18 protein-coding genes and 1 pseudogene are annotated in these 14,906 nt (G+C 65.4%); 3 read left to right on the top strand and 16 right to left on the bottom strand.

The features are described from left to right. Positions 1–263: 263 nt before the first annotated feature. Both ACFXK0_RS26765 and ACFXK0_RS26760 read right to left on the bottom strand, forming a co-directional pair. Positions 264–419, bottom strand: a complete 156-nt coding sequence (locus ACFXK0_RS26765) for a hypothetical protein (protein ID WP_379413678.1) — start codon at positions 417–419, stop codon at positions 264–266. Continuing rightward, complete coding sequence (locus tag ACFXK0_RS26760) at positions 420–554, bottom strand: transposase (RefSeq protein ID WP_379413676.1); 135 nt, start codon at positions 552–554, stop codon at positions 420–422. It abuts the gene before it with no gap. A 169-nt stretch (positions 555–723) separates the two neighbouring features. Here ACFXK0_RS26760 and ACFXK0_RS26755 point away from each other — a divergent pair. Beyond that, positions 724–828, top strand: a pseudogene (locus tag ACFXK0_RS26755) (IS5/IS1182 family transposase); the annotation flags it as partial. Here ACFXK0_RS26755 and ACFXK0_RS26750 read toward each other — a convergent pair. The 6 genes from ACFXK0_RS26750 to ACFXK0_RS26725 form a co-directional block, all read right to left on the bottom strand. Continuing rightward, complete coding sequence (locus ACFXK0_RS26750; RefSeq protein ID WP_379413674.1) at positions 827–1,288, bottom strand: hypothetical protein; 462 nt, start codon at positions 1,286–1,288, stop codon at positions 827–829. The pseudogene ACFXK0_RS26755 and the gene ACFXK0_RS26750 overlap by 2 nt on opposite strands. A gap of 98 nt (positions 1,289–1,386) precedes the next feature. Then, entirely contained in the window at positions 1,387–1,902 is a 516-nt protein-coding gene (locus ACFXK0_RS26745; RefSeq protein WP_379413673.1) for a hypothetical protein, read from the bottom strand. Then, positions 1,899–2,315, bottom strand: coding sequence for a hypothetical protein (locus ACFXK0_RS26740; protein WP_379413671.1), 417 nt, complete (start codon positions 2,313–2,315; stop codon positions 1,899–1,901). Before ACFXK0_RS26740 ends, ACFXK0_RS26745 begins: the two co-directional genes overlap by 4 nt. A 123-nt stretch (positions 2,316–2,438) precedes the next feature. Continuing rightward, positions 2,439–3,047: a hypothetical protein gene (locus tag ACFXK0_RS26735; protein WP_379413669.1), complete on the bottom strand. Its 609-nt coding sequence runs from the start codon at positions 3,045–3,047 to the stop codon at positions 2,439–2,441. A gap of 61 nt (positions 3,048–3,108) precedes the next feature. Further along, the gene (locus ACFXK0_RS26730; protein WP_379413667.1) at positions 3,109–3,876 is read right to left on the bottom strand and encodes an ESX secretion-associated protein EspG; all 768 of its coding nucleotides are present in this window, start codon (positions 3,874–3,876) and stop codon (positions 3,109–3,111) included. Beyond that, positions 3,873–4,148: a hypothetical protein gene (locus ACFXK0_RS26725; RefSeq protein WP_379413665.1), complete on the bottom strand. Its 276-nt coding sequence runs from the start codon at positions 4,146–4,148 to the stop codon at positions 3,873–3,875. Before ACFXK0_RS26725 ends, ACFXK0_RS26730 begins: the two co-directional genes overlap by 4 nt. Before the next feature lie 135 nt (positions 4,149–4,283). Between ACFXK0_RS26725 and ACFXK0_RS26720 the strand changes: the two genes are divergently transcribed. Beyond that, a complete protein-coding gene (locus tag ACFXK0_RS26720) occupies positions 4,284–4,583 on the top strand; it encodes a hypothetical protein (RefSeq protein ID WP_379413664.1) in 300 nt (99 codons plus the stop codon). A gap of 316 nt (positions 4,584–4,899) precedes the next feature. Here ACFXK0_RS26720 and ACFXK0_RS26715 read toward each other — a convergent pair whose 3' ends face one another. The 8 genes from ACFXK0_RS26715 to trmB form a co-directional block, all read right to left on the bottom strand. Next, positions 4,900–5,082: a hypothetical protein gene (locus tag ACFXK0_RS26715; protein WP_379413662.1), complete on the bottom strand. Its 183-nt coding sequence runs from the start codon at positions 5,080–5,082 to the stop codon at positions 4,900–4,902. A 94-nt stretch (positions 5,083–5,176) separates the two neighbouring features. After that, on the bottom strand, positions 5,177–5,503 hold the full coding sequence (locus ACFXK0_RS26710; protein ID WP_379413661.1) for a hypothetical protein: 327 nt from the start codon (positions 5,501–5,503) through the stop codon (positions 5,177–5,179). Positions 5,504–5,545: 42 nt separating this feature from the next. After that, positions 5,546–6,130, bottom strand: coding sequence for a DUF3558 domain-containing protein (locus tag ACFXK0_RS26705; RefSeq protein WP_379413659.1), 585 nt, complete (start codon positions 6,128–6,130; stop codon positions 5,546–5,548). Positions 6,131–6,283: 153 nt separating this feature from the next. Beyond that, the gene (locus ACFXK0_RS26700; RefSeq protein WP_379413657.1) at positions 6,284–6,934 is read right to left on the bottom strand and encodes a Uma2 family endonuclease; all 651 of its coding nucleotides are present in this window, start codon (positions 6,932–6,934) and stop codon (positions 6,284–6,286) included. A gap of 165 nt (positions 6,935–7,099) precedes the next feature. Further along, positions 7,100–7,540: a hypothetical protein gene (locus tag ACFXK0_RS26695; RefSeq protein WP_379413656.1), complete on the bottom strand. Its 441-nt coding sequence runs from the start codon at positions 7,538–7,540 to the stop codon at positions 7,100–7,102. 192 nt (positions 7,541–7,732) lie between these two features. Continuing rightward, complete coding sequence (locus ACFXK0_RS26690; RefSeq protein WP_379413654.1) at positions 7,733–12,031, bottom strand: MMPL family transporter; 4,299 nt, start codon at positions 12,029–12,031, stop codon at positions 7,733–7,735. Continuing rightward, the gene (locus ACFXK0_RS26685) at positions 12,032–12,751 is read right to left on the bottom strand and encodes an NYN domain-containing protein (protein WP_379413652.1); all 720 of its coding nucleotides are present in this window, start codon (positions 12,749–12,751) and stop codon (positions 12,032–12,034) included. Beyond that, positions 12,748–13,491, bottom strand: coding sequence for a tRNA (guanosine(46)-N7)-methyltransferase TrmB (gene trmB, locus ACFXK0_RS26680; RefSeq protein WP_379413680.1), 744 nt, complete (start codon positions 13,489–13,491; stop codon positions 12,748–12,750). Before trmB ends, ACFXK0_RS26685 begins: the two co-directional genes overlap by 4 nt. A gap of 258 nt (positions 13,492–13,749) precedes the next feature. On the opposite strand from trmB, the gene ACFXK0_RS26675 reads away from it, so the two are divergent. Further along, complete coding sequence (locus ACFXK0_RS26675) at positions 13,750–14,859, top strand: hypothetical protein (protein WP_379413650.1); 1,110 nt, start codon at positions 13,750–13,752, stop codon at positions 14,857–14,859. The last annotated feature ends 47 nt before the right edge of the window (positions 14,860–14,906 follow it).

Raw genomic sequence — 14,906 nt, 5'->3', positions numbered from 1 at the left:
GCACCAGCCGCCTCGACAAGGCGTCGGTCACGGCCAACGATTATGCAGCACAAGCGATCACATCACGAAACTCACGACGTGAGACACGGTCTAAGTCGATGGCCGCCGAGATTTTGTCTCGGCGGCCATCGACTGCTGTGACAGGCCGCACCCTTCCCGGTTGCGCCAAGCGTAGAAACCCGACCTCGATACCTTCGCCCACCGGCACATGGACACGACGGAATGATTGCCTTCTTCGGAGGCGATGAACGCGTACTTCACGGTCACCGGTGCTTCTTCGCGAAGAAGGCCACCGATTTTCCCAGGAAACGGTTCTCTTCCTCCAGTTCCCGGACCCGCAGCTCGAGTTCCTTCAACCGGGCGCGTTCGGAGATCGACAACTCCGAATCTGCGGTGTGCGCGACCCGGAATTCCTTCACCTAGTTCCGGATCGTCTGACCGGTCACACCGCAGTCACGCGCGACATCGTCGACCGGACGCGACTTCTCGACCACTTCCCGCGCCGCTGTTTCCCGGAACTCCGGGCTGAACTGACGCGACTTCTTTTGTGCCACAATACCTCCGTTCAGTTACCCAAATTCTACTTTGGGCCACTGTCCGAAGAACTCCGGGCACCTCACCGCACCCGATTGGGATAAATCGGGCTCAAACTACACTTGTTATTCGACCGGGCTGGGATCCCGTTGACCATCGCGGTCTCGGTGGCGAACACCTATCGGTGTCCGCATCGCCCGGCGTGGGAGCGAGTCGAGTCGACATTTGGGTCGGCGCCGGTGGGCCATCGAACGCACCATCGCCTGGCTGGGTGGTTATCGCCGGATTTCGATCATTCCAACCCTGTCCGGCCGATGACGTTCTCGATGATTTTGCGATGTCCATCGCAGCTGTGAGAATCGGATACGGGTCCGGTAGTAACTGCAGGTCTGGGTGCGATTGTCATATCCAGTATGACTCTGTCGAATTTGATCTGCACAACACATACGCCGCTGTTCTCGAATATGATAGATGCATCTTGTCCGCCGAATTTAGCCGTGCGTTGTATGGTCGAGGACTCTTCCGTCGCAGGCTTTGAATCGCCCTCGTGCAAGACTGCACTCAATACGCGCAGAGTGTCGGCGTCGGAATACTTGCAGCCAATACTTTCGGCGGCATCTATGCGTTGAGCGGTAAGCTCAACAGGTCTGTCGCTCACCTGATCGAGATCCGCCGGTTGGAATAGAGCGCACATATCCATAGATCGCCAATCCGGATCAGTGGATTCCGCCGCACACCCGGTAATGGCGTACATCGCCGCAGCCACTACTGCGGTAGCGGTCCCCTTGAATATATGCCTGCAGCCGCAATTCGGAGGGGGGGCACTGTTCGATTTCCGCATAGTCCCGCCCGCTAGCTCAAGCCTGTGCGGTCGACGATATCCTCGATCATGGATCGGTGAAAGTCGCAACCAGGCATCTCGGAATCAGGAGTCTTCGTTCTTCGTTTCGCAGATTCAGGTGATATCGTGATGCCGAGCGCGAGCCCATCAAGCTGGATGGAGGCTTGGCATACGCCAGTATCCTCGTAGGTTACATACACCGTTCTTCCGCCGAGGTCGAAAGTTCGTTTGACTGCGAACGGCGGCAGATCAGAAAGATTTGAATCCTTTTCCTTGAGGAATGAGCCAAGTAACTCGACGGTGGATATTCCGGTGTATGAGCATCCAACTCCATTGTCGTTGTCGATCGGTTCAGCGATAAGTGTTTCGGGTTCTGTGGATACGGACTGAAGGTCATTATTGGTGAAGATTCCGCACATGTCGACCGACCGCCAATCGGAATTCGCTTGGCCGGATGAGCAACCGGTAAGAAGCGCAGTGGCTGTGAGTACTATGGCGAAGCTCGCGTGCGCATGCGAAATTCTCATTCGAGCCAGCTTTCCGGCATCTGATTTTCGTCCTCGTCGTAGTCGTCGTACAAATGAGCTGTATCCCGCTTCACTGGGCGCGCAGGCTGTTCGTCTAAGGCCGGAGGGTAGTGGAACGGAATTCCTATAGCAACCAGTTCTCGGAGTTCCAGGGGGAGCGGATAGCTGCCCCCGGTTACGGCGCTCCATTGCACAGTGCCGCGTGACAGACTATTTGCCAATTCCTTCATTTCAGCGGACGCCTTGGGATCGGCGGCAATCTTTGCGACCAGCTCTTCGTCGATTGGTCCGATATCGGTGGGTTCGCTGAATTCATACCACCGGAAACGGCTGGTACGGGTGTTCAGATCGCTGAGCGAGGACTGCACTCTCTGATATAGAGCATCGAGGCCCGGGGGGACATCGGCGATCACTTTTCGTTCTCCCAAGGTTGTGCGCCGGTTCCGACCGTAAAGGTTGATCCGGGGGCTTCGGTAACGCGTGATGTCTGGCCTACAGTCGCGGCGTCGGCACCGAGTTCGATACCTGATTCGACCTTATCGATGTTTTCCTGAAATCGGCTTAATCAGTTCCTCGAGAGGGCTCCAGCCGTCACCATTGTTTACGCCTGCCCAGCCGGTGATGTCCTTTATTCCCGAGTCAATGTCTTTGAGCATTCCAGACGTGGAATCAATTACTGACCGAATATCGGATTCGCCTTTTGGTGGGGCAGTGAGGTCTGGAATATCGTTTGCCGGGTACGGAATGCTTCCCGGATACTCGTCAACTTCCTTTCTGGGGCTGGAACCGTCGGGTGTAATGGAGGCTCCCGATGGCGCTCCTGTATCTGGAACCTTGGTATGTGCGTCTGCATTTGCGAGTGCCTCCGACCAATTTTGGTCGGTATTCTGGTATATCCAGGCTGCCCGCCGGAGGTTGTATCCCGTTTCGGATAGTGTAGTCATGCGGCTCTGTAGCCGCTGGCCGGTAATTTCGGCGAACTGGTTGATTGGATCATCAAGTATTTGCATGATGCCGACGCTCTCGCTGATGCTTCCCAGCTTAGCGAGGCTGCTGACGTGCATCATCACTGTTGATAATTCGTCGGCGAGCCCGCCGATTCCGCTGATATGAGTTGGTTCTGCGGAAAATATAGGACTGTTCACTGAAACCCTCGATCTCAGGGGGCGGATAGTACCGAATGGCATATCAATACTGTTTGTATTATCACCAGGGGTCGTCCCGATCGGGCTGGCTTCGGTCGGTCGTGGAATCGATCCAGTGGGTGAATTTGTTTGCTTGCTTCTGGGGTGTGGTCGGATGGAAGGTCAGGTCGTGAGGGGTGCGGGTGATGGTGTAGCGGCCGTCGTCGGTGAAGTCGCGCCATTCGAGGGTGTGTGTCGGGGTGGTGCGGTCGAGGACGGCGCCTTGGTAGAGGGCTGCGGAGCCGCCACCGTGGGTGGGGCGGTCGATGAAGCGGCGGTAGCGTTCGTGGGGGGAGTTGTGGGCGACGTCTTCGAAGTAGCTGTCCCGCGAGGGCGTGGTGTCGCGGGTGGGGAAGGTGGTGGCGGGGTGGGTGCCGGGGTCGAGTTTGGGGAGGTAGCTGGTGAGGCGTTGGGGGAGGTTTTCGGGGCGGCCGAGGTGGATGGTGATGGGGCCGTCGACGTTGTCGCGGATGATCTGGTCGACGATGACGGCTTGGTAGCCGTTGTGGGTGGCGTGGATTCGGTATTCGGCGGTGGAGTTGTCGCGGGTTTTGGTGGTGCTGCCGGTGATTTCGATGTGCCAGGTGGAGGTGGTGGCTACCTCGATCGCGCGGCGGATGTCGACCAGGTCGTTGCGGGTGGTGTCGGCGAGCAGTGCGGCGCGGTGGTTGTCGAAGTCCTGCTGGTATTGGAAGCGCGACAGATAGTGCAGGGGGCGAGGGAAGCGGTCGACGGCGTCGCTGTACCAGTGGACGGCGAAGTCGTCGGGGTCGAGGGTCCAGGAAGTCACTGCGGTTCGCCTTCGTTCTCGGCGGGGCGGGTCTGAGCAGCGAGGAAACGTGAACCGAGCGCTTGGGGCGGGGCCTTGGCGATCTCGCCGATGAGTTCCCGAGTGTTTTCCTCGTTGATCAAGTACTCCGGAATCTCGTGGGTCGATTCGCTGTCGTTGCCGCGGGCCCCGCCTGCGCCGCCCATCATGCCGGGAGACATCATGCCGCGACCGGCAGCGCCGGCACCGGCTGCGGCGGCGAGAGTGGTCGTGGGGGTGGCGAGGGTGGGCATGCCCGGCGTTACGCGGCCTGGGTTGACGGTGGTTCCCGGGGTACCGCCGGCCGGAGCGCCACCGCCGGGGTTGCTGGGGGAGCTTGGTGTGGTCGGTTTGGTGTCGGGGGTTGTTGCCGGGGTGGTTCCGGCGGGTTGGGTGCTCGACGGGTTGGTGTCGTCGTCGCCGTCACTGTTGTCGTCGGTGGTGTCGTCGCCCGTGTCGTCATCGTCGCCGGTGTCATCATCATCATCGTCGTCGTCGGCGGTCTCGTCGTCGTCGCCGTCGTCGGTGGTGTCTTCCGGGGTGGTGTCGTCACCGGTGGTGTCATCGTCTTCGTCGTCGGTGTTCTGGTTGGGTGTGCCACCACCACCGGTGTCGTCGTCATCGTTTCCGCCGCTGGTGGGGATGAAGGAGTCGTCGACGAGGCTGGTGGGGTGGTCGAGGACGGGTAGGCGTTGTCGATGGTTTCGAAGGGTTTGACGTAGGCGGCGGCCATGATGGCTTGGGCTTGTTCTTCGTCGTCGTCGCGTCCGCGTTCGAACTCGTCGTTGTTGATCCAGCGGTCGTTGATGTCCCAGATGTCGGGGTCGTCTTTGCGTGGGGGCAGCGATGTTTGGGTGTTGGCGGCGGCCATGGCCGAGTCCGAGATCAGGCGGGCGAGGGTTTCGAAGGTTCCGGTGAGGGTGTCGGCTTTGGTGGTGTAGGTGGTGATAGCGGTTTTGGAGGCTTCGGCGGCGTTGCCTTCCCAGGCTTCCGAGATCGCGGTGTTCATGCGGGTGCGGAAGGTTTCCAGGCCGGTGGTCCAGTCGGTTTGGCCTGCCAGTAGATGGCGACGGCGTCGAAGGCTGGGTCGCCGTTGACGGGGGTGAAGCGGTCGATGATCTCGTTGTGCCGTAGGCCTTGGGGGCGTTCGGTGTTCGGTGGGATCTTCGCGCCTTCGGTGCCGGCCATCAGTGGCCTCCGGGGAGTTGGTCGAGGCGTTCGGTTTCGGCGGTGAAGCGGGCGGCGAAGGATTCGTCTTCGGCGATGTAGCGGTCGCGGATGGCTACGTGGAGTAGGCGGATGTCCTCGACCGCGTCCCAGTGTTCTTGCAGGACGGTGTAGAAGTCGTTGCCGTCTTCCTGCCCTTGGACTTCTTCCGGAACCGGTCGGCCATGGTTGTCGCTGAGGTGAGTTGTGAGCCTGCGTGGTCACCGAAACCCCAGGTCTGGAGCTGCGCCACGCCAGCGATCTTGCCCTGGATCTGTTTGATCGTGGCCTTGAAAGCTTGGCATTCGTATTCGATCTTGGCGAACTCTTCGGGGTCCATGCGGACAGAGAGGCTGCCGTTCTTGGCTTCGGTGATCAGTGGGCCCAGCGGTGTGTCGGCCATCGAGTCTTCCCCCTTGTGTCGATCCGGTGTTCAGTTGGCTGGTCAGGCTCCGGCGGGGATGCTTGGTGCGATCTTCTCGGCCAGCGTGCGGGCGATGGTGCACGCGGGGATATGTCCCGTCGCGGGCGAGGTCTCTTTCGGGTTGTTGACAAAGATCCCGACGCTGCCGTCGGTGATCTGGATGTCTGCGATGCAGCTGGTGTCCAAACGCGGGGTGTTCGGGTCACTGGTGTCCTGCCGCGACACGATCACCGGGCGTCCACCGTCAACTACAAACTCTTCCGCATCTGCGAACTTGCGTGCGCGGACCATCTCGACGGTCAGGTTTGTGGTGGTGATGTCGACTGAGTAGCCGTCACCGTTCTTGTAGACCCACCCGCAGCCACGCCAGTACACCCCGCCCGGGGAACCCAGGTTCGACTCCCCGGTCGACACCAGGTTCTCGGACTCGAGCACTTCATCGGGGATCTGTGTGCACGGATCGAATCCGGTCGGCACCTCGGCGGCGTAGGTCGGCGAGGTGTTGGCCGGAGCCAGCTCGTCATCGGATGGTCCACATGCGGCGACCATCAAAACAGCACCGGTCAGTGCGAGGATCCCGCCCCCGCGTGTCTTCGCCGCCCCCACCCCAAGCCCTTCGGTATGCAGCCCCGCCCGGGCTGATGCCGTACGAAGCTATCAATTTCATCCGGGGGGGGCAAGCCTCGCGAGCGGGTGCAGCCACATGATCGTTTGCGAAGGCTGCGGCTCGATCTGCGCCGAGGTACTCGAGGCCGAGCCTCAGAACGCGAGTGCCGCCCAGGCGATATCGATCCGGAATGGGTAGGCGAAGGTCACGCCGGATTCTTCGGTCGGTGTCCATTCGCCGACGATCAGATAGTTGGCCGGACGCAACGGTGTGACACCCTGCGGAAGATCGGCGTGACCGGTCTCGAGCGCGTAGGCACGGATCTGGGCGATCGAGCTCGTCTCGCGGTGCAAGCCGACCTCCCAGTACCAGGGAATGCCCGCGGCCGCGTACCGCGCCTTCTTCGCTTCCATGTCGGTCTGGGTGTTCGACGGGGAAAGCACCTCGCCGACCAGGACTGTATCGGCGGAGCGCACGTCGGCGAATGGTGGCAGGCACCGGTGCACGAGAAAATCCGGGGTGAGGAAGTCGGACTTTCCGGTTACGCCGAGAAAGACATTGGTCTCGGATTCGACTTCCCAGCACTGCTCGGGGCGGGCCGAGGTCTCCTCGCGTGCACACCGCTCGATCTCGTTCGTCAGTCTGCGGGTGAATTTCTGGTGCTCGCGCGGGCCACGCCGCAGCCACACGACCCGTCGATCCCAGAGCTCGATCTGATCGGCGAGTTGCTCGGGCAGCAGTTCGAGTTCTTCCCAGGTCATGTATTCAGGGAGCTCGTGATGCTGCGTGTTCGGCCCGGACATGCCCCGATGTTACCCGCCCATGGACGCCGGGGTCCTCGGTGATCGGTGCGTGGTCGACCGGTGGCAGTCGGCGTCGCCCTCGCGCCGTCGGAGGAGTTCGTTCACTGACGGTGCGGCCCTCGTTGTCGGCGCGTTGTTCGTGTCGACTGGTGAATGTCCACGCGGTCAGGACACCACCAGTTCGACCGATGTGACCGGCAGGAACAGGCGGTCGGTGGTGATTGTGAAGCTCACCCTGCCGGGACCGGTGGCTACCTCACGGAAGACGGTCGGCGGGGTCTGATTCCAGGACGTCGAATCGACGATCGGCGTGAACACCATTCCGGCGGCCCCGGTGTCGAGATTGCGCCAATGCACGGAAACGCCAACGCCACAAGCATTTCCGAATGTCGGTGTCCACTTCACGAAGCTCATGCCGAAACGGGCCGTCCCGGGACCGACGGCCTCGATACCCGAACGCAATTGGCCGTAACAGGTGTCGCCCAAGGTGTGGACGACCGGGAAACCGGCTCCGGGATCGGCGGCGGCCACGGGCATGCCCACGCCCGCCGCGATCACTCCCGAAGCGATAATCATGCTGCGCAGAAACGACTTCCGGTAACGCATACCGACCTCCTAGCCGGAACGATTCATGCGCACTCCGTGCGTATGACGGGTTACCAATGATGAGCTGCCCCACACTATAACGCCGACCACAATGGCCACCGATCGATACACGGTCACCAGTACGCACTCGACGCCCTGGTCGCGGCGACCGCGCGCTGGGCGGCGGTCTGCATGGTTTGGCAGTCCCGATGTCTAGTCGGTGTCGTCCTCGCGCCGTCGCAGGAGCTCGTTCACGCTGACCGTCCGGCCCTCGTTGCCGGTGTGGCGACTGTCGTCGGCTGCGGTTCCGCGCCGCGAGGACCGCAGCTGGGCCATCCAGTTCTCGATCTCGTCGCGGTTTTCCGCCCGCGGCTCGTCCTCGGATTCCGGTGTGGTGGAGCTAGTGTCGCCGGCGGGGTGCGGCACAGCGGTGAAACCGTCGGGGGCCTGCCAGCGGTCGGCCCCGTCCCTGGCCGCCGCGGGCTGTTCGCGCGGCGGTGCCCAGCCCACCGGACCCGACGGCGGAGTCGGCGTGTCGGCGCGGCCATTCGCTTCGGCATCGCTCGACCACGGCGCGCTCGGCGCGTCTGCTGTGACCGGATCGACTCCGCGCGGCGCGGCCGTAGCAGGGTCGGGGGTCACTGGCGAGAACGTCGGACCTACGACGGAGGGAGCTGACATCTCGCCCGGGTCGACGGCCTGATCCGCGCCGAATCCACTCGCCGCGGTCGTATCGGCCGGCAGCGCCCACCCACTGGGCCCGGACGCCTGGGGCGCCGATCCCTCGGTAGCGTCCTCGTCGAGGTTGACCGGGGTGAACATCGGGTCGGGGCTCAGGCCGCGCGGTGTTGGGCTCGCGTTCTCGGCGGGGGTGACCGGGGTGAAGGTCGGGCCGGGGCTGTCGTCAGTCCACGGGGCGGTGTGTTCCTGTGGTTCGACGGGGACCGGGGTGCCGAAGATACCTCGGGTGGGAGGGGTTTCCTGGCCGACGAGCGGACGCGGGGGTTCGGTGGTTTCGGCGCGGTGGGCGCCGGGGTTCGCCGAGAGGTCGGTGGACGGGGGGAGGATGCCGGGTTCGGGATCCTGGTCCTGCTCCGCCGGGCGCGAACCGAAGTCGGGGGTGGGCAGCGGGGTGAAACCGCTGAAGGTGCCGCCCGCCGGGGGTTCGGTCGGCCTGGCCTGTGGGTTGACGATGTTCGGGCGCGGCGGAGGGTTGACGATGCTCGGCGCGGGCGGTGTAGCGATGCCGGCCGACGGCGGGCTCACCGTGTTCGGGCGGGTCGGCGTGACGATGCTCGGGCGCGGCGCCGGGTCCTCGGCGAACCCGGTGGTATCCGGCGTCGACACCTGTGGGATGGATGGACCATCGCTCGGCGGCGTGTACCCGGCAGGTGGCCGCACCCGTTCCGAACCACGCGGCGGGATCGAACTCCCGCCCGGAGCCCGCGTCGGCAGCCCGTTCGCCTCGGAACCGCTTGTCGGAAAACCACTTTCCGCGGCCCCGCGTGGCGGAATTCCGCTCGCTTCGGTGCCGCGTGTGGGGAGCGCGCTGTCCGCGCCGCCGGGCAGGTTGAGGCCGCGGTCGGTCGGCGCGGTGTCGGGGTTCAGGGGGCGGCGGGGAGCGTCGAGGATCGAGTTGGCGCCCGGGTGGTTGGTCGGGGACGTGGAACCGGGGCCGGAACCGTGGTTCGAGCCGATAACGCCGGGAACTCCATCGCCGCCCTGGCCTTCGCCGGTGCGCGGCTGACCGGGCATCGCCACACCGGGCAGATCGAGGCCACCACCGGACATCCCGAACGGCTGGTCGCCGGTGACATCGCTGGGCGCACCGCTGCCTGTCGCACCGGGTGCGCCGGGCGCCGAGTCGCCGGACGGGTTCGGGTCGGAATGTCCCGGCTCACCGGGCAGGTCGAGCCCGGTATCCGGCGAACCCGCGATCGAATCAGCGTGCCCGGAACTGTCTTTCGGAGTATCCGGCTTCACGATCGGCAGGATCTGGGTGGGTTCGCCCGCGTCGGGGGCCGGGGGTTCGGCGCCGGGCTTGACGACCGGCAGCACGCGGGTCGGCTCGCCCTCGGAGAGCATCGACGCGCGGGGGCGGGTCGGGTCGGGGGACTGGGCCATGCGCGGGCGGGGCGACTCGGTGGAGTCGGTGTGTTCGGTGATCTTGTCCAGGTGCGCGGTCGGGGCCTCGGCCTCGATCTCGGCGACCGTGCGTGGCCGGCGCGGGGTCTTGGCCAGCTTGCTGTCGGGGACGGCCGTCATCTGCATGGTCGGCGGGTCGGTGATCGGGGTGGTCTTCACCAGGTCGACCACCGCGCCCTTCTGCGGGCGTTCGTCGTCGAGGATGGGCTCGCCGAGGCCGATCTTCTCCTGGATGCGCTTCATCCACTTCGGCGCCCACCAGCAGTCGTCGCCGAGCAGCTTCATGATCGCGGGCACCAGCAGCATGCGCAGCACGGTGGCGTCGATGAACAGCGCCGCGATCATGCCGTAGGCGATGTACTGCATCATCACCATGTCGGAGAACGCGAACGCGCCGGTCACCACGAGCAGAATCAGCGCGGCCGCAGTGATGATCCGCCCGGTTTGGGCGGTGCCGATCCGCACGGCTTCGGTGGTCGACGCACCTTGGGCGCGCGCCTCCACCATGCGGGAGAGCAGGAAGACCTCGTAGTCGGTCGACAAGCCGTAGATGATCGCGATGATCAGCATCAGCACGGGCGCGCTGATCGGCTGTGGAGTGAAGTTCAGCAGCCCGGCGCCGTTGCCGTCGATGAAGATCCAGGTCAGGATGCCCAGCGTCGAGCCGAGGCCGAGCGCGCTCATCAAGGCGGCCTTGATCGGCAGCACCAGCGAACCGAAGGTCAGGAACATCAGGATGAAGGTGCTGAGCAGCACGATCAGGATCATCCACGGCATCAGCTCGAGCAGCGTGTCGATACTGTCCGCCATGAGCGTGGGCTGCCCGGTGACATACAACGTGACGTTGTCGGGAACCTCGATCGAGCGCAGATAGTCGATGGTCGGTTCGGCATTGCCGGTGGGATCGACCAGGGTCGCCGAGGTGCGGTAGACCGTCCGGTCGTCGGGCGGGTTCGACGGCACCGCGAAGGGCTCGACCAGCCCGGGGGCCTGATTGGCCTGCTTCCACACCTGGCCGATGGCGTCGGTGTCGGCCTTGTCGCCGGTCCCGACCACGAAGACCAGCTGGATCGGGTCGGTCTTCTTCTGCGGGAAGACCTCGTAGAAGTGTTCGAGCGCGAGACGGGTCGAGTTGTCGGGCGGCAGGTACTTCTCGTTGATGCCGCCGAAGGCCAGGTTCTTGACCGGGATGATCAGCAGCAGCAGGCCGACCGTCACCGGGATGGCGATCTTGAGCGGGTGCCGCATCACCCAGCGGGTGAGCTTGCCCCAGAAACCGTTCTCGATCTGGTCGGCGGTCTTGGTCTTGCGGAACCGCTTGAGGCCGAGCATGTCCACGCGCGGGCCGAGCACGGCCAGCATGGCGGGCAGAATCGTCACCGCGGTCAGCGCGGCGAGCGAGACGGTCGCGATGGTGCCGTAGGCGACCGAACGCAGGAAGCCCTGCGGGAACAGCAGCACGCCGCCGAGGCTGGCGATGATCATCGTCGCGGAGAACACGACTGTGCGCCCGGCGGTCACCACCGATCGCCGGACCGCGGCTCTGGTGTCGTAGCCCTCGGCCAATTCCTCACGGAAACGGCTGACTATGAACAGGCCGTAGTCGATGGCCAGGCCGAGACCGATCATCGAGACGACACCGGTGACGAACGAGTTGACGTCGGTGAAGTTGGTCAGCACCATGACGATGCCGGTGGCGCCGATGATCGTCAGACCGCCGATGATCAGCGGCAGGGCGGCCGCGACAATGCCACCGAAGATGAAGAACAGCAGGATCGCCACCGCGGGGATGGCGAGCACTTCCATCCGCTTGGAGTCGTGGGTGATGGTGTCGTTGAGCGTGACTCCGAGCGGTTGCAGGCCGGAGACCTCGACGTCGATGCCGGGGATGTAGAAGGCGTCCGCCACGACCCGGTAGTTGGCCATGATGGTGGTGTCGTCGTTGCCGACGATGGCGATGGAGGCGAACGCGTGCTTCTTGTCCTTGGAGCCGAACGCCGACGGCGCCGACGGCGCGTTGCCCACCTTCCAGTAGGTGCCGTTGATCTTGCTGATCTGATCGGGATGTTCGGTGACGGCGGCGTTCAGATTGTCGATGATCGGCTGGCTGAACGCCGGATCGTCGATCGTGGTGCCCTCGGGGGCGTTGTACATGACGATCACGTCGGCCATGTGGTCGCGCCCGAACGCGGCGTCGGCGATCTCCGCGCCACGCACCGACTCCGAGCCGGGGTCGAACCAGCCGCTCTGGGTCAGCCGGTCACCGAGACCGGTGCCGTAGGCGCCCAGCGCCAGCAGCGCCGCGCCGACCACACCGATGACGACGAAGCGGAACCGATAGACCAGATCGCCCCAGCGGGTGAACACTTAAGCGACTCCTTGACCAGGGCGAGAAGTGAGTAGCGCCGACAGCGGCCGGAACGGCTGCAGCCAGGCGCCCTCGTCGGGCAGCGAATCGAGGCTCACCCGCGGTAGCGGTTCCCGGAATACGCCCGGGATGTCCTCGAGGTCGACGAACTCGAGAGTATCGGAAGTGACGGCCCAACTCGCGTGCTCGCGGAATCCCAATACCTGAGCTGGGATTCCCTTGGCCGCGATGGCCTCGAGCGGTTCGCGGAAGGCCTGACCGTCGGCGGAGGCGACCATGATGCCGGCCAGTCCGCCGTCGTGCGCGCGCATCGCGATGTGGGCGAGCATGTCGGCGTCGACGTCGGAATCCTCGTCGATCTTCGGCTTGGCGAAGACCGCGAAACCGACATTGCGTAAGGCTTCCACCCACGGGCGGACCACGTCGGCGGTGCCGGGCGCGATATTGGTGAAGACGGTGGCCTCGGGCTCGACGCGACCCTTGGTGCCTGCCGAGAGTTCGGCGGTGCGGGCCAGCAGCCAGCGGCCGAGGGCGTCGAAGCGGGGCCGATAAGCGGCGGTGGGACGACCACCGAGGATGGCGCCGAGTCCCATGTCGAGGTTCGGCGCGTCCCAGACGAGCAGGACGCGCCGGACATCGGAGCCGGAACTGCGGGGCGCCTCGCTGCCGGTTCCCTGGGCGATATCCGGCATCTCGGTGGCGATCTCACTCACGCTCATCTGTCGATCTTCCCCCATATGAACTCGTTGATGGCGCTACCGGCCCGCAGACCTTTGCCTTCGAACTTGGTGACGGGCCGTTCGAAACCGATCGGCGCGGTGACGCGGTTGGCGGCGCTGTCGCCACCGGTGGTGTCGTTCAGGCCGGTGAGCAGCGGTTCCTGCGAGCCTACTGCGAGAATGTGTTCGGCGTAGTCGGCGTGGTCGGTGGCCACGTGCAGGACACCGCCGGGCTTCAGCCGGCTCGCGATCAACGCGAAGGTCGGCGCCTGCAGCAGCCTGCGCTTGTGGTGGCGCGCCTTGGGCCACGGGTCGGGGAAGAAGACCCGCACGCCGGTCAGCGACTCCGGGGCAACCATGTTCTCCAGCACGTCTACCGCATCGCCGCGCAGCAGCCGGATGTTGCCGATCTCCTCGCGCTCGATCTGCTGCACCAGCTGGGCCAGGCCCGGCTGGTAGACCTCGATGCCGATCAGGTTCAGGTGCGGCTCGGCCTGGGCCATCGCCGCGGTCGCGGTGCCGGTGCCGCAGCCGATCTCGATGACCAGCGGCGCGCTGCGCCCGAACCAGGCGTCGGCGTCGAGCGCCTCGTTGGCGACGTCGCGGCCGATCACCGGCCAGGTCCGCGCCCAGGAGGTCTGCTGGTTGGGTGTCAGGGCGCCGCGGCGGGACCGGAAGCTCGTGACGCGCGGGTAGAGCCGGGAACCGGTGGTGGAGCGGCGGCCCGCCTCGTTCGGCATCTCGGAGAGTTCGAGGTGCTTCGGGGCGGTGGACGGCGGCTCCGGAACCGACTCGACAGGGTGGTTGGCAGCGTCGTTCACGCGGTCCATTGTCCAGCATGCGCGCTGGTGCGTCGCAGCCGAGTGCGGCGCGTGCGGCCCGCCGCCGCAGATCGGCGGGTCGCGGGCCTGTTGTCGGCCCAGGTCGGCTGACGGTTCTCCGCCAGCCGCTCCGCGCCGCGATCTGACAGAATGCCCTCCGAAAAGGGGGTGCGCAGAATGTCGACAGTCACCGAATCCGCGCAGACACGGTCACCCGATCAGCTCGACCAGCTGATCTCGACCCTTCGGGCCGGTCGAGGCGGTGATCCGGCGATCGCCGAGCGGCTCGCCGCCGCGGTCACCCGCCGGCGCAGGCCACTGCAGATCCAGGTGGCCGGGCGGGCGCTCAGCGGGCGCACGACCGTGCTGCGGGCGCTGGCCTTGCTCTCGGCGGAGGAGACCACGCCGGTCGACCAGCCCGAGCTGCCCGACCCCGTGCTCGACGGGGACCTGGTCATCTATGTGCTCGCCGGGGCGCCGCAGGCGGCCGATCACCGGCTGCTGGCGACCCTGCCCGCCGGACGCAGCGTCGTCGTGCTGAACAAGGCCGACGCGGTCGGCGCGCGCTGGGGTGAGGCGGTGGCCGCGGCCGAGCGCTATGCCCAGGAGCTGGGGTTGCCGATCATTCCGGTCGTCGCCTCGCTGGCCGCGCGGACCAGGGCGGGCGCCGTCGACGCCACCGATCTGACCGATCTGCGCGCACTCGCCGCGAGCCCCGACGCGCCGTCGGTGCTGGCCGCCGAACTGTTCATCGGATCCGGTGCCGATCAGGACACGCGGCGCAGGCTGATCGCCAACTGGGATCTCTACGGCGTCGACAGCGCGCTGAGCGCGTTGCGCGCCGACCCCGACCTGTCCGCCGCCGCCCTGATCCAGATCCTGCACTCGGCCAGCGGCATCGACCCGTTGCACCGGCTCGTGCACCGGCGCTACGAACAGGTCGAAGCGGTGCGCGGCGGCGAACTGCTCGACGAGCTGGTCCGGCTCGCGGCCAGTTCGCTGGCCCGCGACGGTGGTCGCGGACGGGAGCTGATCGAGCACTATCTCGCCGGTGACGAGGCGCTGTGGGCCGGTCTGTGCGCGGGTCTGGCCTGCCCGGCCGTCGCGCATCTCGCCGCGGGTTATCGGTCGCCCTCGCCCGCCGACGCCGACGAGGCCCTCGCCCGCGCCACCCGCTGGCGCGCGGTCGTCTCCAGCGATATGCCGCCCCCGGCCCGCCGTGCGGCCTTGCGCGTCCACAACGGCTATGTCAGGGCCTGGGAACGGATGAGCAGTGCCGGACTCTGAACCAGCTGCTGGCTCGTCGTCGGTTCCGGACGAGCAGCGTGCGGCCG

Source organism: Nocardia sp. NPDC059177 (assembly GCF_042755165.1).
Classification (GTDB): Bacteria; Actinomycetota; Actinomycetes; order Mycobacteriales; family Mycobacteriaceae; genus Nocardia.
This window is presented reverse-complemented; position numbering and strand designations above follow the sequence as displayed.